22 protein-coding genes and 2 tRNA genes are annotated in these 17,238 nt (G+C 71.2%); 12 read left to right on the top strand and 12 right to left on the bottom strand.

Annotation, left to right across the window (positions count from 1 at the left end; all coding sequences use genetic code 11):
* The 3 genes from RIF89_RS03610 to RIF89_RS03600 form a co-directional block, all read left to right on the top strand.
* A partial coding sequence (locus RIF89_RS03610; RefSeq protein WP_309067791.1) for an MFS transporter occupies positions 1-931 on the top strand: 931 nt, incomplete at its 5' end.
* The gene (locus RIF89_RS03605) at positions 928-1,344 is read left to right on the top strand and encodes a DUF202 domain-containing protein (RefSeq protein WP_309067790.1); all 417 of its coding nucleotides are present in this window, start codon (positions 928-930) and stop codon (positions 1,342-1,344) included. The genes RIF89_RS03610 and RIF89_RS03605, both read left to right, overlap by 4 nt.
* The gene (locus RIF89_RS03600; RefSeq protein ID WP_309067789.1) at positions 1,341-1,673 is read left to right on the top strand and encodes a DUF202 domain-containing protein; all 333 of its coding nucleotides are present in this window, start codon (positions 1,341-1,343) and stop codon (positions 1,671-1,673) included. The genes RIF89_RS03605 and RIF89_RS03600 overlap by 4 nt, the downstream gene beginning before the upstream one ends.
* A gap of 112 nt (positions 1,674-1,785) precedes the next feature.
* Here RIF89_RS03600 and ettA read toward each other — a convergent pair whose 3' ends face one another.
* The 4 genes from ettA to msrA form a co-directional block, all read right to left on the bottom strand.
* Positions 1,786-3,465, bottom strand: a complete 1,680-nt coding sequence (ettA, locus tag RIF89_RS03595; RefSeq protein WP_309067788.1) for an energy-dependent translational throttle protein EttA — start codon at positions 3,463-3,465, stop codon at positions 1,786-1,788.
* Between the two features lie 58 nt (positions 3,466-3,523).
* Positions 3,524-4,027 carry a DUF6993 domain-containing protein gene (locus RIF89_RS03590; protein WP_309067787.1) on the bottom strand — a complete coding sequence of 168 codons (504 nt, stop codon included), beginning with the start codon at positions 4,025-4,027 and terminating at the stop codon, positions 3,524-3,526.
* Between the two features lie 51 nt (positions 4,028-4,078).
* The gene (ssb, locus tag RIF89_RS03585; protein ID WP_309067786.1) at positions 4,079-4,618 is read right to left on the bottom strand and encodes a single-stranded DNA-binding protein; all 540 of its coding nucleotides are present in this window, start codon (positions 4,616-4,618) and stop codon (positions 4,079-4,081) included.
* Between the two features lie 142 nt (positions 4,619-4,760).
* Complete coding sequence (gene msrA, locus RIF89_RS03580) at positions 4,761-5,303, bottom strand: peptide-methionine (S)-S-oxide reductase MsrA (protein ID WP_309067785.1); 543 nt, start codon at positions 5,301-5,303, stop codon at positions 4,761-4,763.
* A gap of 109 nt (positions 5,304-5,412) precedes the next feature.
* Here msrA and RIF89_RS03575 point away from each other — a divergent pair, with 109 nt between their 5' ends.
* Positions 5,413-5,679: a hypothetical protein gene (locus RIF89_RS03575; RefSeq protein ID WP_309067784.1), complete on the top strand. Its 267-nt coding sequence runs from the start codon at positions 5,413-5,415 to the stop codon at positions 5,677-5,679.
* A gap of 5 nt (positions 5,680-5,684) precedes the next feature.
* Here the strand turns inward: RIF89_RS03575 and RIF89_RS03570 are convergent, their stop codons facing one another.
* Entirely contained in the window at positions 5,685-7,118 is a 1,434-nt protein-coding gene (locus RIF89_RS03570) for a PLP-dependent aminotransferase family protein (protein WP_309067783.1), read from the bottom strand.
* Between the two features lie 61 nt (positions 7,119-7,179).
* Here RIF89_RS03570 and RIF89_RS03565 point away from each other — a divergent pair, with 61 nt between their 5' ends.
* Together RIF89_RS03565 and RIF89_RS03560 are read left to right on the top strand one after the other, a co-directional pair.
* A complete protein-coding gene (locus tag RIF89_RS03565; RefSeq protein WP_309067782.1) occupies positions 7,180-7,341 on the top strand; it encodes a hypothetical protein in 162 nt (53 codons plus the stop codon).
* Complete coding sequence (locus RIF89_RS03560; RefSeq protein ID WP_309067781.1) at positions 7,338-7,949, top strand: hypothetical protein; 612 nt, start codon at positions 7,338-7,340, stop codon at positions 7,947-7,949. Before RIF89_RS03565 ends, RIF89_RS03560 begins: the two co-directional genes overlap by 4 nt.
* 6 nt (positions 7,950-7,955) lie before the next feature.
* Here RIF89_RS03560 and RIF89_RS03555 read toward each other — a convergent pair whose 3' ends face one another.
* A complete protein-coding gene (locus tag RIF89_RS03555) occupies positions 7,956-8,168 on the bottom strand; it encodes a methyltransferase (RefSeq protein ID WP_309067780.1) in 213 nt (70 codons plus the stop codon).
* 620 nt (positions 8,169-8,788) lie between these two features.
* Between RIF89_RS03555 and RIF89_RS03550 the strand changes: the two genes are divergently transcribed.
* The 6 genes from RIF89_RS03550 (at position 8,789) to RIF89_RS03525 (ending at position 10,806) form a co-directional block, all read left to right on the top strand.
* A tRNA-Arg gene (locus RIF89_RS03550) sits at positions 8,789-8,861 on the top strand.
* Positions 8,862-8,923: 62 nt separating this feature from the next.
* Positions 8,924-9,550, top strand: a complete 627-nt coding sequence (gene orn / locus RIF89_RS03545) for an oligoribonuclease (protein ID WP_309067779.1) — start codon at positions 8,924-8,926, stop codon at positions 9,548-9,550.
* 39 nt (positions 9,551-9,589) lie between these two features.
* Positions 9,590-9,665 (top strand) — tRNA-His (locus tag RIF89_RS03540).
* Positions 9,666-9,686: 21 nt separating this feature from the next.
* Positions 9,687-10,037 carry a metallopeptidase family protein gene (locus RIF89_RS03535; protein WP_309067778.1) on the top strand — a complete coding sequence of 117 codons (351 nt, stop codon included), beginning with the start codon at positions 9,687-9,689 and terminating at the stop codon, positions 10,035-10,037.
* Positions 10,028-10,330 (top strand): ATP-dependent Clp protease adapter ClpS, encoded by a 303-nt coding sequence (clpS, locus tag RIF89_RS03530; protein WP_309067777.1) that lies wholly within the window; start codon positions 10,028-10,030, stop codon positions 10,328-10,330. Before RIF89_RS03535 ends, clpS begins: the two co-directional genes overlap by 10 nt.
* Positions 10,327-10,806 carry a DUF2017 family protein gene (locus tag RIF89_RS03525; protein WP_309067776.1) on the top strand — a complete coding sequence of 160 codons (480 nt, stop codon included), beginning with the start codon at positions 10,327-10,329 and terminating at the stop codon, positions 10,804-10,806. The genes clpS and RIF89_RS03525 overlap by 4 nt, the downstream gene beginning before the upstream one ends.
* Here RIF89_RS03525 and RIF89_RS03520 read toward each other — a convergent pair.
* Genes RIF89_RS03520 through gatA form a run of 6 tightly spaced genes read right to left on the bottom strand, consistent with a single transcriptional unit; the run spans position 10,803 to position 17,236 of the window.
* On the bottom strand, positions 10,803-11,393 hold the full coding sequence (locus RIF89_RS03520) for a hypothetical protein (protein WP_309067775.1): 591 nt from the start codon (positions 11,391-11,393) through the stop codon (positions 10,803-10,805). The genes RIF89_RS03525 and RIF89_RS03520 overlap by 4 nt on opposite strands.
* On the bottom strand, positions 11,377-11,697 hold the full coding sequence (locus tag RIF89_RS03515; protein WP_309067774.1) for a hypothetical protein: 321 nt from the start codon (positions 11,695-11,697) through the stop codon (positions 11,377-11,379). Before RIF89_RS03515 ends, RIF89_RS03520 begins: the two co-directional genes overlap by 17 nt.
* Before the next feature lie 32 nt (positions 11,698-11,729).
* Positions 11,730-12,989, bottom strand: coding sequence for a DNA polymerase IV (dinB, locus tag RIF89_RS03510; RefSeq protein WP_309067773.1), 1,260 nt, complete (start codon positions 12,987-12,989; stop codon positions 11,730-11,732).
* 46 nt (positions 12,990-13,035) lie between these two features.
* The gene (locus RIF89_RS03505; RefSeq protein WP_309067772.1) at positions 13,036-14,208 is read right to left on the bottom strand and encodes a glycoside hydrolase family 3 N-terminal domain-containing protein; all 1,173 of its coding nucleotides are present in this window, start codon (positions 14,206-14,208) and stop codon (positions 13,036-13,038) included.
* Positions 14,208-15,725: an Asp-tRNA(Asn)/Glu-tRNA(Gln) amidotransferase subunit GatB gene (gatB, locus tag RIF89_RS03500; protein WP_309067771.1), complete on the bottom strand. Its 1,518-nt coding sequence runs from the start codon at positions 15,723-15,725 to the stop codon at positions 14,208-14,210. The genes RIF89_RS03505 and gatB overlap by 1 nt, the downstream gene beginning before the upstream one ends.
* Positions 15,725-17,236 (bottom strand): Asp-tRNA(Asn)/Glu-tRNA(Gln) amidotransferase subunit GatA, encoded by a 1,512-nt coding sequence (gene gatA / locus RIF89_RS03495; protein ID WP_309067770.1) that lies wholly within the window; start codon positions 17,234-17,236, stop codon positions 15,725-15,727. Before gatA ends, gatB begins: the two co-directional genes overlap by 1 nt.
* Positions 17,237-17,238: the final 2 nt, after the last annotated feature.

The raw sequence follows: 17,238 nt of genomic DNA, 5'->3' as shown, positions 1-17,238 counted from the left end.
GCATGCCCCCAAGCGCAGCCGCGGCTTCGCCGCGGCCTTCGCGAATGCGGGCGGCCCCGCGGGCGCCGTGCTCGCGACCCTCGTGCTCTCGCTCATGACCGTGCTCTCCGGAGACCAGTTCATCGTGTGGGGCTGGCGCATCCCCTTCGTCCTCTCCGCCGCGCTGATCGTGGTCGGCCTCGTCATCCGCCTGCGCGTGTCCGAGACGCCCGCGTTCCAGGCGCTCGAGGCTCGCGGGCAGGAGCGGCGCATGCCGATCGTGACGGTGCTGCGGCATCACCTCGGGCCGGTGGCCATCGCGCTGCTCGTCACGCTCAGCGTCTACACGACGCAGTCGATCGTCACCGTCTGGGGCGTGTCGGTCGCGGTCGCGGCGGGCGAGGACCAGACGGCGGTGCTGAACTGGAAGGCAGCTGCCGCGGTGCTGACGATCGTGGTGACCTTCGCGGCCGCGCGCCTGAGCGACCGGATCGGACGTCGTCGCGCGCTGCTGATCGGCACCACGGCGACGGCGGTCGCGGCGTTCCCGCTCGCGTTCCTCGTCGGCAGCGGCCAGCTGACGCAGTACGCGATCGCCATCGTGATCGGAAACGGCATCGTGCAGGCCCTGGTCTACGGACCGATCGCCGCATACGTGGCCGAGCTGTTCCCGCCCGCTGTGCGCTACACCGGCGCGTCCCTCGGCTACCAGGCCGCGTCCGCTCTCGGCGCCGGGCTGACCCCCATGATCGTCTCGGCGTTCATGCTGCTGCCCGCCGGCGGGCTGTGGTGGGTCGGCGGGTACTGGGCGTTCTTCGCCATCGCGGGCGCGTTCGCCGTCATGCTGTACCGGCCCGCGTCCCACGCCGCGACGTCGCCCGCCCGCGACGCGGGCGCAGACGTCGCGCCGGCGGCGGCGGTGCCGTCCGCCGTGTCGGAGCCGGCTCGGTGACGTCTCCGCCTCGGGTGAGCGACGGCGCCGCGGAGGGGACCAAGGTGCCCCGCCGCGGTGCCGTCGCGCGGCGCATCCTGCCGGGAGAGCGCGAGCCCGACCCGCGCTTCACGCTGGCGAACGAGCGCACGTTCCTCGCGTGGATCCGCACAGGGCTGGCGTTCATCGCCGGTGGCGTCGCGCTGGCCGCACTGGGACCCGGTGGCCTGTCCCCCGCCGCGCACGAGGCCATCGCGCTCGCGTGCATCGTCGCGGGCATGCTCATCGGCGCGGGTGCGGCCGCGCGGTGGTGGCGCGTCGAGGTGAGCCTGCGGCGGGGCCGTCCGCTGCCGGTCCCGGGCATCGTGCCCGTGCTGGCCATGGTGTCCGCAGCGGCGGCGGGCGGCGCGATCCTCATGGTCGTGACCGGGTGAGCGCACGCGCAGACGCGGGCGGAGCGGATCACGGGCTGCAGCCGGAGCGCACCTGGCTCGCGTGGAACCGCACCGGCGCCGCGCTGCTCGTCACCGGGGTCATGGGCCTGCGCTGGGCCGAGGGCCTCGGCGCGTGGCTCACGCTGACCGCGGTGCTCGGCGCGGTCGCCGCGTCGGCGCTGGGGGCGAGCCGCCGCAGACGAGCGGTGCGACTGGCGCGCACCCCGCTGTCCCAGGTGGGCGCACCCTCGCCCGCCGCGATCGCGGCGCTTGCGGCGGTGGTCTTCGCGTTCGGCGCGCTCGCCGCCCTTGTGGTGGCGGTGGGCTGACGCACGTCGGCGCGAGGCGAGCCCGGTCACCGATCGCCTCACCCGCCGGGGCTCGGTGAAGCGTGAAGGCCGCCCCTGTCCGGGACGGCCTTCACGCGGTGCTCGGCGTGCGTCAGTCGCGCGTGAGCTTGCGGTGCGTGGTGCGGTGCGGGCGCGCCGCCTCGGGGCCGAGACGGTCGACCTTGTTCGCCTCGTACGCTTCGAAGTTGCCCTCGAACCAGTACCACTTGGCGGGATCCTCGTCCGTGCCCTCGTAGGCCAGGATGTGCGTCGCGATGCGGTCGAGGAACCACCGGTCGTGGGTGATGACCACAGCGCAGCCGGGGAAGTCGAGCAGCGCGTTCTCGAGCGAGCTCAGGGTCTCGACGTCGAGGTCGTTGGTGGGCTCGTCGAGCAGCAGCAGGTTGCCGCCCTCCTTGAGCGTCAGCGCGAGGTTCAGGCGGTTGCGCTCACCGCCCGACAGCACGCCGGCCTTCTTCTGCTGGTCCGGGCCCTTGAAGCCGAACTTCGACACATAGGCGCGCGACGGGATCTCGGTCTTGCCGACCGTGATGATGTCCAGGCCGTCCGAGACGACCTCCCACAGCGTCTTGTTCGGATCGATGTTGGCGCGGCTCTGGTCGACGTAGCTGATCTTGACGGTCTCGCCGATCTTCAGCTCGCCGCCGTCGAGCGGCTCGATGCCGACGATCGTCTTGAACAGCGTGGTCTTGCCGACGCCGTTGGGACCGATGATGCCAACGATGCCGTTCGGGGGCAGGTTGAAGCTCAGGTTCTCGATCAGCGTGCGGCCGTCGAAGCCCTTCTGGAGCTTCTTCGCGTCGATCACGATGCTTCCCAGACGCGGACCCGCGGGGATCTGGATCTCCTCGAAGTCGAGCTTGCGCGTGCGCTCGGCCTCCGCCGCCATCTCCTCGTAGCGCGCCAGACGCGCCTTCGACTTGGTCTGGCGTCCCTTTGCGCTGCTGCGCACCCACTCGAGCTCGTCCTTCAGGCGCTTGGCGAGCTTGGCGTCCTTCTTGCCCTGGATGTCGAGGCGCTCGGCCTTCTTCTCCAGGTAGGTCGAGTAGTTGCCCTCGTACGGGTAGAGGCGGCCCCGGTCGACCTCGGCGATCCACTCGGCGACGTGGTCGAGGAAGTACCGGTCGTGGGTGACCGCGATCACCGCGCCCTTGTAGGCCTGCAGGTGCTGCTCGAGCCAGAGCACGCTCTCGGCATCGAGGTGGTTCGTGGGCTCGTCGAGGAGCAGCAGGTCGGGCTTCTGCAGCAGCAGCTTGGCCAGCGCCACGCGGCGCTTCTCTCCACCGGACAGCGGCGCGATGGCGGCATCCGCGGGAGGCGTGCGCAGGGCGTCCATCGCCTGCTCGAGCTGCGAGTCCAGGTCCCAGCCGTCGGCCGCGTCGATCTCCTCCTGCAGCGTGCCCATCTCCGCCAGCAGCGCGTCGAAGTCGGCGTCGGGCTCCGCCATGAGGGCGGAGATCTCGTTGAAGCGGTCGACCTTCGCCTTGATAGCGATGCCGTCCTGGATGTTCTCCAGCACGCTCTTCGACTCGTCGAGCTCGGGCTCCTGCATCAGGATGCCGACGCTGAAGCCGGGCGAGAGCTTGGCCTCGCCGTTCGACGGCGTGTCGAGGCCCGCCATGATCTTCAGGATCGTCGACTTGCCGGCGCCGTTCGGGCCGACCATGCCGATCTTCGCCCCGGGCAGGAACGCCATCGTGACGTCGTCGAGGATGAGCTTGTCGCCCACCTTCTTGCGGGCGCGCACCATTGAGTAGATGTATTCAGCCATTTGGACCCAGTCTAGGGCGCGCTGATCCGAATCCCCGGGGTGAAGCGGGAAGGCGACCTCACCAGTCGATCGGTCTGGTGGCCCCGAGCAGGCACAGCGTGCCGTCCTCCAAGGCGGGAAGCACCCGGGTCACGGCCTCGCCGATGTCGGGGCCCACCTGCCCGACGAGGCATTCGCCCTGCCACAGCACCGAGAACTGCATGGACTCGGCCGGATTTCCTACCGTGCTGGCGTCGTGAGTGACCTGCATGGCCGCCTTGTCGAAGCCGGCCTCCACGAGCGCGTCGACGTAGGCCCGCCCCTCGGCGCGTCGATCGGACGCCCACACCTGCTCCGTCACATGCGTGAAGTACGGCAGGTTGTCCTCCGCCGACCCGTCCGGCAGCAGCGCCGCGGCGGGGTCCGCAGAAGGCGCGGTCGACGACGGGGCGGAAGCCGTCGTGCGCGCGCCGGTGCGCGGCTCTTCCGCCACGCAGCCGGAGAGCATGGTCAGACCTGCGATCCCGAGCGCCGCGGCCGCGACACGCGCGCGTACCGATCGCGGGTCGCGTCGCAGGCTCACGCGCCCGAGTCTACGGGGGCCCCCGCCGCCCTCAGATGCGTCGTCCCCCGCTCAGAACGGCGTCGACTCCCCCGGCGCGCCCTCAAGCACGGGTTCGCGCGCGGGCGTGCCGCTGATCGTGGCGGCGACGGCACCGGCCCAGTCGGTGGGCGCATCGCCGGCGCTGTCGGGCGTCGTCCACGCGTCCCGACCATCCTCCGGCGAGGGCTGATCCTCCTGCACCGTGCTGCTGCGCGCGGCCGTGCGCCGGAACGTGCTCGTGCCGAACAGCAGGTCGTGCCCCAGGCCGTCCGCGTCGATCTCGGCCTCGAGCCCCTTGCGGCCGTCGTTCTCCCAGGCGCGCAGGCGCAGTCGCCCGGTCACGATGACTCGCTCGCCCTTCTGCAGCGACTCGCGGGCGTTCTCCGCCAGCGTGCGGTACGCCGACACGCTGTACCAGTTCGTCGGGCCATCGACCCACGCGTTGGTCTCCCGGTCCAACTTCCGCGTCCCGCTCGCCACCCGGAATCGGGTCACGGCGATCCCGCTCGGCAGCACGCGGTGCTCCGGCGCCGTGGCGATGTTGCCGGTGATGGTGATGATGTCGGTCATTGTCGTCCTCCTCGCTCGCCGGGGATCCGGCGGGCCGTCCGTCGGCCTCCGGACGACTGTGACGCGATCAGGGTGGTGAAATCGCGAATCGCCCCCACCTGGGACAGATGGGGGCGATCCGGTCGGCTGTGGACGAGCCTGGTCAGCCGACGTACTCCGCGAAGCGGGCGCGCACCTTGTTCACCTTCGGCAAGGCGACTGCCAGGCAGTAGCCCTGATTCGGGTTCTTGGCGAAGAAGTCCTGGTGGTAGTCCTCTGCCTCGAAGTACTCGCGCAGGGGCTCGATCGTCGTGACGACCGTGCCCTCGGACTCACCGAGCGGGGCGTCCCAGATGTCCGATGCGCGCTCTCGCGCGCGCTCGAACAGCTCGCGCTGCGCGTCATCCGCCGGGAACATCGCCGATCGGTACTGCGTGCCGGTGTCGGCGCCCTGATGGTTCAGCTGGCGCGGGTCGTGCATGGTGAAGAAGGCGTCGAGGATCACGTCGGGCGGGATCACCTCCGGATCGAACGTGACCTTGACCGCCTCCGCGTGTCCGGTCGCGCCGGTGCAGACCTGCTCGTAGCTCGGGTGCGGCGTCATGCCGCCGGTGTAGCCCGAGACGACGCTCTCCACGCCCCGCAGGGCCCGGTATGCCGCGTCGAGACACCAGAAGCAGCCGCCTGCCAGAACGTAGGTCTCCATGTCTTGCTCCTTTCGCCGCCTCCGGCGGCATGGCTCCACGCTACGCGGATCAGCCGTCAGACGCGGATGTCGGTGGCCCCTCGTAGCGTCGGGTGCGAGAGGAGCCATGATGCACAACACCGGACAGGCCGCAGTCGTTCCCGAGATCCCCTTCGCCGCGCCGACGATTCGCGGACGAGAGACGCTGAGCCGTGCGGGCGCCGCGCTGTGGCGCGTCGTCACACCCGACGGACGTGTCATCGGGCACCTCCGAAGGCTCGAGCACCCGCTCGGCATGCGCTTCCGCGCCGAGCGGCTTCACCGCGCAACCGGCCGATTCGTGGAGGTCGGCGAGTTCTGGTCGCCCGATGAGGCCGTCGCGAGCCTGCGCGCCTGACAGCCTCAGACCACAGCGTCGAGCGGCGCCGCCTCGCCGGTCTCGAACCGCGTGTCCGCGACGTCGCGCCAGGCGTCCACGAGCAGCTCGGCCGCACGCTCGAGCACGGGCGCAGGCGCCGTGAACGGCACACGGATGTGCCGCTCGTGACCACCTCCGACCGAGAACCGGGGGCCGGCGGAGAGCAGCAGCCCCCGCCGTCGCGCCGCAAGGGTGAGCGCCGAGCTGCGGGGCACGCCGAGCCCGACCCACAGCGCGACACCACCGGCCACGTCGGGAACGTCCCACTCGGGCACGTCGCGGCGCAGCACCCGCACGGCGACGTCCCTGCCGGCGCGGAACATCTCCGAGCGCTGCGCGAGGATCTCCGGCATCGCTGGCATCAGCCGCTCGGCCACGGCCTGCTCGAACTCGGGCGTGCCGAGGTCGGAGGTCGGGCGCGCCGCAGTGAGCCGCCGGATCATGTCGACGTCCGCGCGCAGCCACCCGATGCGGACTCCTCCCCACACCGTCTTGCCGAGCGAGCCGAGCGTCAGCACACCGTCATCGCCCGCAGAGGCGGCGAACGGCACGGGCGAGATCACGCGGTCGACGCCGAGCTCCGCGGTCGTCTCGTCGACGATCACGAGCGCACCCACCGATCGGGCGAGATCCGCGATCCGCGCACGCGCCTCGACCGACATGGACTCGCCCGTCGGGTTGTGGAAATCGGGCATCAGATACAGCGCGCTCGGGCGGGACCGCAGGATGGCATGCTCCGCGCGCTCGAGGTCCCAGCCGGCGCCGACCGTGACGGGCACCCCCACCAGTCGCGCTCCCTGGCGGGCGAAGGCCTCGGCCGCGTGCGGGTAGGTCGGCGTCTCCAGCAGCACGCGGTCGCCGCGGGTCACGAGCAACGACGCCAGCAGCGAGATGGCGCTCTGCGCGCCGTTGGTGACCATGATCTGCGTCGCATCGGTGGGCAGGCCGCGCTCGGTGTAGCGCCGGGCGATCGCCTCACGCAGTCCGCGGCGACCCAGCACGTCATAGCCCGCGCGCGCCACGATGGACGGGGCGTCCGCTGCCGCCTCCGCGTACACCGCGGCGAGCCCCGGCCATGCCGCGGGGCTCGCCTGCTGCAGGTCGATGGATCGCTCGTCGCCCGAGACGCGACCGAGGTCGCGGCGTCCGAGCGGTCGGGTGATGCTGCCCGACCCGCGAATGCTCTCGATATGCCCCGACGCACGCAGGCTCCGGTATGCGGCGGCGACCGTCGTGCGGCTCACGCCGAGCCGCACCGCGAGCTCGCGCTCGGCAGGCAGCGCGGTGCGCGGAGCGATGCGATTGTCCAGACAGAGCAGGCGGATGGCGTCTGCCAGCGCTTCGTAGGCCGGCTCCCGCGTGCGCCAGAGCCCGAGAAGCGCGTCGAGTGCGCGCGCCGAGAGTCGAGAGTCCACCATGCGGCCACTCTAGCCGAATTGGATTCTTTACAAGATGCCAATCTCGATGTGGACTTTCCGCATGCTCCACCTCGTAACCCTTCTCGCCACGATCGGCCTCATCAGCTGCGTCGCGATCGTCGCCACCGCGCGGGAGGTCGCACGCGACGGCTACCGCGCCGTCCGCACGGACGCCTCGCGCATTCCGGACCTTCGCTCATCGTCCGAGAACGCGCTCCCGTGACCCGCCGCATCATCCAGCTCCTGCTGGGTCTGCCGCTGTACGGCTTCGGCATCTCCCTCACCGTCGAGGCCGGCCTGGGACTCGACCCGTGGACCGTGCTCGCGGAGGGCATCTCGCTTCACACGGGGCTCGGCATGGGCTGGGTCACCAACCTCCTGGGACTCGTCGTGCTGCTGCTGTGGATTCCGCTGCGGGAGCGGCCTGGAATCGGCACGATCCTCAACATCCTGATCGTGGGCACCGCGCTGCAGCTGGGACTCGACCTGCTGCCGCCGATCGAGAACCTCTGGCTGCGCATCACCGCTCTGCTCGGCGGCATCGCTGTCGTGGGGCTCGCGTCCGGGCTCTACATCGGCGCGCAGTTCGGACCCGGGCCGCGCGACGGGCTGATGACGGGACTGCATCGCAGGTTCGGCTGGCCCGTGTGGCGGGCGCGCGCAACCGTAGAGCTCACGGTGCTGGCCCTCGGGTGGCTGCTGGGCGGCACGGTCGGCGTGGGCACCCTCGCGTTCGCGCTGCTGATCGGTCCGAGCGTCGACGTGGCACTCCGCCTGCTCGACACCCGACGGACGCCGACGCCGACCGCATCGGCCGCCACCGCCACCTGACGGCGGTCAGTGCTCCCGGAACTCCGGACGATCCGACCCGGGCCTCAGGTGCGAGACCAGCGCGTTCTTCGCGACGCCGATGCCCTCGTACTGGCCCACGGGCGCATCGGCGCCGGCCATCGTGACCGCGAAGATCCCGTCCTCGATCTCTCTCACGGTTCCGACCGCTCCGGCGGGCCCGTATGCGACGTACAGGCGTCGTTGGTGCGTCATCGCCATTGCCTGCTCCTTCCGTCGCCTGCAAGCTACGCCCGGGCGTGAGGCATCGGAAGAGGTTGACAGCGGCGCTTCCGCGAATCCCGCATGTCGGCCTGCGCCCTGGCATCAGCCCGTGGCCACCTCTCGTGAACGACGCCACGAGTTGCAGGAGCTTCATCGGCAATGCAACTTCCACCGCGTTGTCGACCGCCTCAAGATGCCTCCCTGCGTCGACTGCGGCGAAGCCGACTCGGTCGTCTCGGACTTCGATCATCTGCCCGGCACGCACAAGCAGTTCGATATCGCTCGAGCAGTGAGCAGCCCGACGAGATCATGGCGTTCTCTTCGTGCGGAGATCGACAAGTGCGACGTCGTGTGCGCCGATCGCCACCGCCGCCGCACATCGGAGCGCGCCAACCGTCGGAAGCACTTGCTCGAAGTGGGTGCCGAGATCCCACCCCCACCCCCCTCTTCCCGCTTCCGGGTGCCGCACGGCGGGGGGCGCGAAGGGGCGACGTGGCTGTGCATGCGAGCTCTGCATCGCAAGGCGTCGCCAGTACGCGCGAGAACTGGCCCGACGGAAGGCCGCTGGGCGCCATGCTGAGGCACCCGTGCAAGCGCCGGGTACGCTGAAGAAGTAGGCCCCCGTGGCGCAATGGATAGCGCAGCGGATTTCTACTCCGATGGTTGCGGGTTCGACTCCTGCCGGGGGCGCTCAGACTCGCCTCGGCGGGGCCCGCGTCGGGGCCTGCGCGCGCCGTCGTTAGGCTTGGGGCATGGTAGGTGCCTCCGAGAACGACCGGCTCGTCTGGATCGACTGCGAGATGACGGGCCTCGACCTCTCGGTCGACGAGCTCGTCGAGATCGCGATCGTCGTGACCGACTTCGAACTGCGGATCCTGGATCCCGGCTTCCAGGTCGTCATCAAGCCGTCGCAGACCGCGCTGGATCACATGGGCGAGTTCGTCACGGAGATGCACCGCAAGTCGGGCCTGCTCGAAGAACTGGCACAGGGCGTGTCGCTCGAGGAGGCCGAGCGCCTCTCGCTCGAGTACATCCGCCGGTTCGCGCCGCAGGAGCGCAAAGCTCCCCTGGCCGGCAACACGATCGGCACCGATCGCATGTTCCTCGCCAAGTACATGCCGCAGGTCGACACCTACCTGCACTACCGCAGCGTCGACGTGTCGAGCGTCAAGGAGCTGTCGCGCCGCTGGTTCCCGCGCGCCTACATCCACGCCCCGGCGAAGGAGGGCGGCCACCGCGCGCTCGCCGACATCCTCGAATCCATCCGCGAACTCGAGTACTACCGTCGCGCCGTGTTCGTCGCCGAGCCGGGCCCCACGAGCGACGCCGCGCGTGCCATCGCCTCGTCGGTCGTGTCTTCGTTCGCTCCAGAAGTGTGACAGAATGAAGAGGTTGTCCCCGAGCGATCGGGGGCCACGGTGGCTGTAGCTCAGTTGGTAGAGCACCGCGTTGTGGTCGCGGGGGTCGCGGGTTCAAGCCCCGTCAGCCACCCCAATGGATTCCGCGGATGATCCGATGATCGACATGGACACCGAAGCCTTCGAGCGGCTCGTCATCGACGAACTCGACAGGCTTCCGGACGACATGGTCGACGGGCTGGACAACATCGTGTTCGTCGTCGAGGACCGGCCGGAAGACGGCTCGCTCGACCTGCTCGGCCTGTACGACGGCCTCGCCCTCACCGAGCGCGACCGCTACGGCATGGGCGAGCTGCCGGACCGCATCATCCTGTACCGCGAGCCGCACCTCGCCCAATGCGAGACGGAGGACGAGCTGCGCGACGAGATCCACACGACGCTCGTGCACGAGATCGCGCACTTCTACGGGATCGACGACGAGCGTCTGCACGAGCTGGGATGGGCATGAGCACCGCGACGCCCGACCTCGACCAGGACACCCGCCGCCTCGAGCAGCGGGATCCGGCGCTGCCCTGGCAGACCGTGGTCTGGAACGATCCGGTCAATCTCATGAGCTACGTCGTGCGGGTCTTTCGCGAGTACTTCGGCTACAGCCTCGACCGCGCCACGCAGCTAATGCTCGCCGTGCACCACGACGGCCATGCGGTCGTGTCCGAGGGTGCACGCGAGCAGATGGAGCTGCACGCCCAGGCGATGCACGACTACGGCCTCTGGGCCACCGTCCGAAAGGCCCCCGCATGACAGACGACCGCATCGTCCTTCTCACCCTCACCCGGATCGAGGCGACGCACCTCGCCGACCTCGTCCGACAGTTCGCCGACCTCGTCGACAGCACGCCGTCGACGCCCGACCCCGCGATCGAGCGCCTCACACCCGACGTGTATCCCGACGACCCCGACGCCTCGCGGGAGTTCCGCGCCGTGACGCGCGCGGACCTGCTGCGCCGCCGCGCGCACGATGCCCGCCTCGTGCTCGACGACCTCGCACGCGTGGATCGCGTGGAGGACGAGCTCGCCCCCGTGGACGTGTCGCTCGAGGGCGAGCACATCGAGTCGTGGCTGCGCACCCTCGCGGCCGTGCGGCTCGTGATCGCCAACCGCCTCGGCATCGTGGACGACGGCGAGGAGCACGACCCCGAAGACCCGCGCTACGGCGTCTACGACTGGCTCGGCTACCGGCTCGAGGGGCTCGTGCAGGCCGCCGAGCAGGAGCTCTAAGGCAGCTCGAACACCAGATCGGCGAGCTCGCGCGGACGGTGCTCGGCCATGTGGACGACCTCCTGCGTCGCCCACCGCCGCCAGTGCGGCGCGTAGGCGTCGCCGTCGCGCTCGAGGGCGCGGCGACGCCGAGATGCCTCCGGCCCGTCGACCCAGACCGAGACCTGCACGAGCGGTTTCGCGGCGGCCGTCAGGGCGCCGGCACCCTCCACGATGAGAGGCCGGCCCCGGGCGACCACGTGCGCCTCCGCAAAGGCCCGCAGATCCCAGTCGAAGCGCCGCCAGCGCGCGTCGACGCCCGCGTGATGCGGCACAAGCAGCCACTCATGCGCCAGGCGCGTCCCCTCCGCGAGTCCGTCCCATCCGGGATAGAGCGAATCGAGCGCGACGAGACAGGGCCGCTCCCCCGCTCGCGGCCACTCGTCGGCGAGCCGCCGAGCGAGCGTCGTCTTCCCGCCGCCGCTGCGTCCGTCGATCAGGATCACGGGTGACGGATGAGCGAGCCGCGCCACGGCCGTGCACAGCGCGTCGAATGCGGCATCGAGCGCCGCGGCGAAGGGATCGGCTGCGCTACTTCTTGAGGGCACGGATGATGCGCGAGAGCGCGTGCCCCGCGACCCACACGAACGGGATCGCGACCGCGAGCAGCGACACGAGGTTCGGCTCGAACGTGATCGTGTCGCCTCGTCGCACGTACGCGCCGACGGGCATCGTCATGCCGCCGCCGCCACCGCCCTCGCCGCCCGACGGGTCCGACCCGCCGCCGAAGCCGCTCCAGGTCGCGGCGACGGGGATGAGCCGCACGCCGTCGACGTCCTGCTGCTCGCCGTAGGCGCTCTGCACGCCGATGTTCGTGGAGACCTTGCCGAGCTCGAGTGCGATGTTGGGCATGCGTCCACCGTACCGACGAACACGCCCGCGCGTCAGTCCGAGTCCGCGGCGGGCCGGGGATGGGACGGAAGGTGGCGGCTCTCGGTGCGCCCCAGGAACGTCGCCCGCGTGACGGCGCCTCTCCCGAAGCGGGCGAGCGCATCGTCGAGCGTCCCCTCGAGCCGCTTCCAGTCCTCGTCCTCGTCCCACAGGGCGACGCCGCCCGCTCCCGCGGGCAGCAACCGCTCGGCGCGCACGCCGATGAGCCGGACGGGAAGTCGCAGGTCCACGCCCGCCAACAGCTCCCGCGACGCCTCCCCGATCCGCTGCCCGACGGCGGACGCCTCCGGCAGCGTCACCGAGCGCGTGATCGTCGAGAAGTCGGAGAAGCGCACCTTGATCGCCACCCCCGCGGCCTCGAAGCCGGCGCGGCGCAGTCGCACCGCGACACGATCCGACAGACGCAGCAGCTCGGCACGCAGCAGCTCGACATCGGCGACGTCCGTCTCGAATGTCTCCTCGTGGCCGATGCTCTTCTCGGTGTGCGTCGTCTGCACCTCGCGCGCATCGATGCCGCGCGCGAGCTGCGAGAGCCGGTGCGCAGCCGCTGCGCCCACGATGCGCTCGAGAACGTGCGTAGGCGTCTGCCGGACGTCGCCGATCGTGCGGATCGCGCGGGATTCGAGCGCCTCCGCAGCCTTCGGCCCGACTCCCCAGATCGCGCGCACGGGCTTCGGGTCGAGGAACTCCTGCGTCCGCTCCCCCGGCACGATCAGCAGCCCGTCCGGCTTGGACATGGTCGAGGCCATCTTCGCCACGTGCTTCGTGGCAGCGACGCCGACGCTCGCCGTGATGCCGACCTCGTGCGCGATCCGCTCCCGGATGAGTCGCGCGATCCGGCCCGGACTGCCCCAGAGCCGCCGCGCTCCGCGGACGTCGAGGAAGGCCTCGTCGATCGACAGCGGCTCCACCAGGGGGGTGAAGCTGCGGAAGACGTCCATGACCTGCGCCGACACGGCCTGGTACCGGTCGAAGTGCGGCAGCACGACGATCGCCTGCGGACACAGCCGCAGCGCCTGCCCCATCGGCATCGCGGAGCGCACGCCGAATCGGCGCGCCTCGTACGACGCGCTGGAGACGACCGAGCGGCCCTCGGGCGCGCCGATGACGATGGGCTTGCCCTTCAGCGTCGGGTCGTCGAGCACCTCGACGGACGCGTAGAAGGCGTCCATGTCGACGTGCAGGATGCCGGTGCCCGCGTCGTCCGCATCGTCGCGCGACACGATGCGCCCCGATCCGTCCGCGCGTCCCATGCCTCCATTGTCCCGCGGGCCGCCGACATCCGGCGACGCCCCCGGTTCAGTCGTCGAACGCGGGATCGTCGAGCAGACCCGACGCGAGGACGCGGAGCGTGACCACGCGTGCGGCGGCCTCCTCGAGTCGCCCGGGATCGACCTCCGCCGCGATGCCGGCGGCCATGCCGGTCGCGGTGCTCCGGTCGGATCCGGCGACCATCAGCACCATGTCGGCGCCTGCCGCGACCGCGGCGACCGCGTTGCGCACCGGGTCGGCGTAGCGCTGCTCACCGGAGGAGCGGAGCATGCCGAGGTCGTCGGTGATCGCCACGCCGTCGAAACCCAGGTCGTCGCGCAGGATTTCGTACCAGGCGGGCGAGAGCGAGGCCGGCTCGTCGTCCGTCGCGGCGAAGCGCAGGTGTCCGGTCATGACGAGCTCCGCGCCGGCCGCGATGCCCGCCTCGAACGGCGGGGCATGATCGGCGCGCCACTGCGCCGCGGGCATCGCGGTCTCCGGGATCAGGGTGTGCGAGTCCCCCGCCGCTGCGCCGTGGCCCGGGAAGTGCTTGAGCGTCGAGAACGCGTGGCCGCGTTCCCCCTCGACGGCCGCTGCGACCCGCTCCGCCGCGGATGCCGCATCGCCCCCGAGCGTGCGCGGCCGGATGAAGCCGCTCGCCTGCGTGCCCACGTCCGCGACGATGCCGAAGTTGACACTGATCCCCGCCGCCTCGAGCAGGCGTCCGCGCCTCGCGAACGCCTCTCGCGCCTGCGACGGCGACCGCCGCTGCAGCTCGGCACCGGCCGGGCCCTCATCCCACGGCAGCCGCGACACCACGCCGCCCTCCTGGTCGATCGCGATGAGGGGCGGCAGCGCGCCGTCCTCCCCGTCGAGCGCGTCGGTGACGCGCCGCAGCCGCTCGCGCGACGCGGGGACGTTCGATCCCATCAGGATGAAGCCGCCGAGGCCGCCGTCGGCGACATACTCGCCGAGCGCATCCGGATCCGTGCCGCCGATGTGGCCCATTACGACGGACGCGGCCCGCTGATCGAGCGACATGTCCGCGACGATGGCGGTCGCGATCGCGGCGGCGACCTCTTCACGCGTCGCCCCCGCGGCGTCCTGAGAGACCGCGGGCGCCGCCGCCGCGGGCCTGGCCGGCATGGCGGAGCCGCACAGGACGAGGCCGGTCAGCGCGGCTGCGAGCCACGCCGACCGGCCTCGATCGGAACGGGTCATCACGCCTGGGCGGCGCGCTCCAGGATGAGTTCGCGCACGCGAGCCGCATCCGCCTGGCCGCGCATCGCCTTCATCACGGCGCCGATCACGGCTCCCGCGGCCTGCACCTTGCCATCGCGGATCTTCTCGAGCACGTCCGGCTGGGACGCGAGCGCCTCGTCGATCGCGGCGATCAGGGCGCCGTCGTCCGAAACGACGGCGAGACCGCGCGCGTCCACGACCTCCTGCGGCGTGCCCTCGCCCGCGATGACGCCCTCGAGCACCTGGCGGGCCAGCTTGTCCGTCAGCGTGCCGGCGTCGATCAGCTTCTGCAGGGCAGCGACGTTCTCGGGCGACACGAGGGCCCCGGGCTCGCGGCCCTCCGCGTTCGCGACGCGCGTGATCTCGCCCGTCCACCACTTGCGTGCGGCGGCCGGAGTCGCGCCCGCCGCGATGGTCGCCTCGACCTCGGCGAGCAGGCCGCCGTTCGCGACGTCCTGGAACTCCAGGTCCGTGAAGCCCCAGTCCGCCTTCAGCCGGCGCCTGCGCGCCGCCGGCGGCTCGGGCAGCGCGGCGCGCAGCTCCTCGATCAGCTCGGCGCTGGGCTCGACGGGCAGCAGATCCGGCTCCGGGAAGTACCGGTAGTCGTCCGCGTCCGACTTGGGACGACCGGGCGAGGTCGCGCCCGTGTCCTCGTGCCAGTGCCGCGTCTCCTGCGTGATCGCGCCGCCCTCGGCCAGGATCGCCGCCTGACGCTGGATCTCGTAGCGGACTGCACGCTCGACGGAGCGCATCGAGTTGACGTTCTTGGTCTCGGTGCGCGTGCCGAGCTTCTCGGCGCCGCGCGGGCGCAGCGAGACGTTGGCGTCGCAGCGGATGTTGCCGCGCTCCATGCGCGCCTCGGAGATGCCCAGTCCGATCGCGATGTCGCGGATCGTCGCGAGGTACGCCTTGGCGAGCTCGGGCGCGCGGTGCTCTGCCCCGAGGATCGGCTTGGTGACGATCTCGACGAGCGGCACGCCGGCGCGGTTGTAGTCGACGAGCGAGTACTCGGCCCCGTGGATGCGCCCGGTGGCGCCACCCACGTGCGTGAGCTTGCCCGCGTCCTCCTCCATGTGCGCGCGCTCGATCGGCACGGTCACGATCGTGCCGTCCGACAGCTCCACCTCGACCGAGCCCTCGAAAGCGATCGGCTCGTCGTACTGGCTGATCTGGTAGTTCTTGCCGAGGTCCGGGTAGAAGTAGTTCTTCCGCGCGAACCGGCTGGACGGCGCGATCGAGCAGCCCAGCGCGAGACCCAGGCTGATCGACGAGCGGATCGCCTCAGCGTTGACGGTCGGCATCGAGCCCGGCAGGCCCATGTCCACGGGCGCCACGAGCGTGTTGGGCTCGGCGTCGTGGTTGTCGGCGTGTGCGGGGTTCGCGGCCGGCGAGAACATCTTGGTCCTCGTGTTCAGCTCGACGTGCACCTCGAGGCCGATCACGGGCTCGAACATCTCGAGCGCCTTGTCGAAGTCCATCAGCTTGGCGGTCGCCATCAGCGGCTCGCCCCCTTCAGCTCGGTGCCGGTCAGCTCCGGCGCGCGATCCAGGATCGATCCGCCCCACTCGTCGACGAGCAGCGTCTCGAGGGCGGCACCGACGCGATACAGACGTGCGTCCTCGCGAGCGGGCGCCAGGAACTGGATGCCGACGGGCAGCCCGTCCTCGGCCGCGAGGCCCGAGGGCACCGAGATGCCCGGGACGCCCGCGAGGTTCGCCGGGATCGTGGTCAGGTCGTTCAGGTACATCGACAGCGGGTCGTCGACCTTCTCACCGATGCGGAACGCGGTGGTCGGCGCGGACGGCGTCGCGATCACGTCGACCGACGCGAACGCCTGGTCGAAGTCGCGCTGGATCAGCGTGCGCACCTTCTGCGCGCTGCCGTAGTACGCGTCGTAGTAGCCGGCGGAGAGCGCGTAGGTGCCCAGGATGATGCGGCGCTTGACCTCGGGGCCGAATCCGGCGTCGCGCGTGGCCGACATGACGTCCTCCACCGTGCCGCCGGGCACGTCGACCCGCATGCCGAAGCGCACGGAGTCGAACTTCGCCAGGTTGCTCGAGGCCTCCGCCGGGAGGATCAGGTAGTACGCCGCGACGGCGTACTCGAAGTGGGGCGCGCTGATCTCGACGATCTCGGCGCCCTGGGCCTCGAGCTTCGCCAGCGCGTCGCGGAACGACGACGCCACGCCGGGCTGGAAGCCGCTGTCCGGCAGCTCCTTCACGACGCCGACCCTGAGGCCCTTGAGCACGTCGCCGCGCGCGCCCTCGCGGGCGGCCTCGGCGAACGACGGCCACGCGTCCGGGATCGACGTGGCGTCGTGGATGTCGTGTCCCGCGATCACGTCGTGCAGCAGACCCGCGTCGAGGACCGTGCGGGTCACCGGGCCGACCTGGTCGAGGCTCGACGCCAGCGCGATCGCGCCGTAGCGGCTCACGCCGCCGTACGTCGGCTTCAGGCCGACCGTGCCGGTCACGTGCGCGGGCTGGCGGATGGATCCGCCGGTGTCCGAACCGAGAGCCAGCGGCGCCTCGAAAGCGGCGACGGCTGCGGCCGATCCGCCGCCCGAGCCGCCGGGGATGCGGTCGAGATCCCACGGGTTGCGCGTGGGGCCGTACGCGGAGTGCTCGGTGGAGGACCCCATCGCGAACTCGTCCATGTTGGTCTTGCCGAGCGGCACCAGGCCGGCCGCGCGCGAGCGGGCGACGACGGTCGCGTCGTACGGCGACATGTAGCCCTCGAGGATCTTCGATCCCGACGTGGACGGCATGTCGGTCGTGACGAGCACGTCCTTGATGGCGAGCGGCACGCCCGCCACCGGTCCGAGCTGCTCGCCCCCGGCGCGACGGCGGTCGATGTCCGCCGCGACGTCGAGCGCGTGGTCGGAGACGTGGAGGAATGCGTGGATGTCGCCGTCGACTGCGGCGATCCGGTCCAGGTGGGCCTGCGTGGCCTCGACGCTCGAGACCTCGCGCGATGCGAGCTTGTCGGCGAGCTCGGCGGCGCTCAGGC

Origin of the sequence: Microbacterium sp. (assembly GCF_031178525.1) — a bacterium.
Lineage (GTDB): Bacteria > Actinomycetota > Actinomycetes > Actinomycetales > Microbacteriaceae > Microbacterium.
Note: the sequence above shows the minus strand (reverse complement) of the source record. Positions and strands in the feature narration are given on the sequence as shown.

Coding starts and splice junctions, on each gene's coding strand:
- ettA (WP_309067788.1), bottom strand. CDS start 3,465: ATGGCTGAATACATCTACTCAATGGTGCGCGCCCGCAAGAAGGTGGGC.
- ssb (WP_309067786.1), bottom strand. CDS start 4,618: ATGACCGACATCATCACCATCACCGGCAACATCGCCACGGCGCCGGAG.
- msrA (WP_309067785.1), bottom strand. CDS start 5,303: ATGGAGACCTACGTTCTGGCAGGCGGCTGCTTCTGGTGTCTCGACGCG.
- RIF89_RS03575 (WP_309067784.1), top strand. CDS start 5,413: ATGCACAACACCGGACAGGCCGCAGTCGTTCCCGAGATCCCCTTCGCC.
- RIF89_RS03570 (WP_309067783.1), bottom strand. CDS start 7,118: ATGGTGGACTCTCGACTCTCGGCGCGCGCACTCGACGCGCTTCTCGGG.
- RIF89_RS03565 (WP_309067782.1), top strand. CDS start 7,180: ATGCTCCACCTCGTAACCCTTCTCGCCACGATCGGCCTCATCAGCTGC.
- RIF89_RS03555 (WP_309067780.1), bottom strand. CDS start 8,168: ATGGCGATGACGCACCAACGACGCCTGTACGTCGCATACGGGCCCGCC.
- orn (WP_309067779.1), top strand. CDS start 8,924: ATGGTAGGTGCCTCCGAGAACGACCGGCTCGTCTGGATCGACTGCGAG.
- RIF89_RS03535 (WP_309067778.1), top strand. CDS start 9,687: ATGATCGACATGGACACCGAAGCCTTCGAGCGGCTCGTCATCGACGAA.
- clpS (WP_309067777.1), top strand. CDS start 10,028: ATGGGCATGAGCACCGCGACGCCCGACCTCGACCAGGACACCCGCCGC.
- RIF89_RS03525 (WP_309067776.1), top strand. CDS start 10,327: ATGACAGACGACCGCATCGTCCTTCTCACCCTCACCCGGATCGAGGCG.
- RIF89_RS03515 (WP_309067774.1), bottom strand. CDS start 11,697: ATGCCCAACATCGCACTCGAGCTCGGCAAGGTCTCCACGAACATCGGC.
- dinB (WP_309067773.1), bottom strand. CDS start 12,989: ATGGGACGCGCGGACGGATCGGGGCGCATCGTGTCGCGCGACGATGCG.
- RIF89_RS03505 (WP_309067772.1), bottom strand. CDS start 14,208: ATGACCCGTTCCGATCGAGGCCGGTCGGCGTGGCTCGCAGCCGCGCTG.
- gatB (WP_309067771.1), bottom strand. CDS start 15,725: ATGGCGACCGCCAAGCTGATGGACTTCGACAAGGCGCTCGAGATGTTC.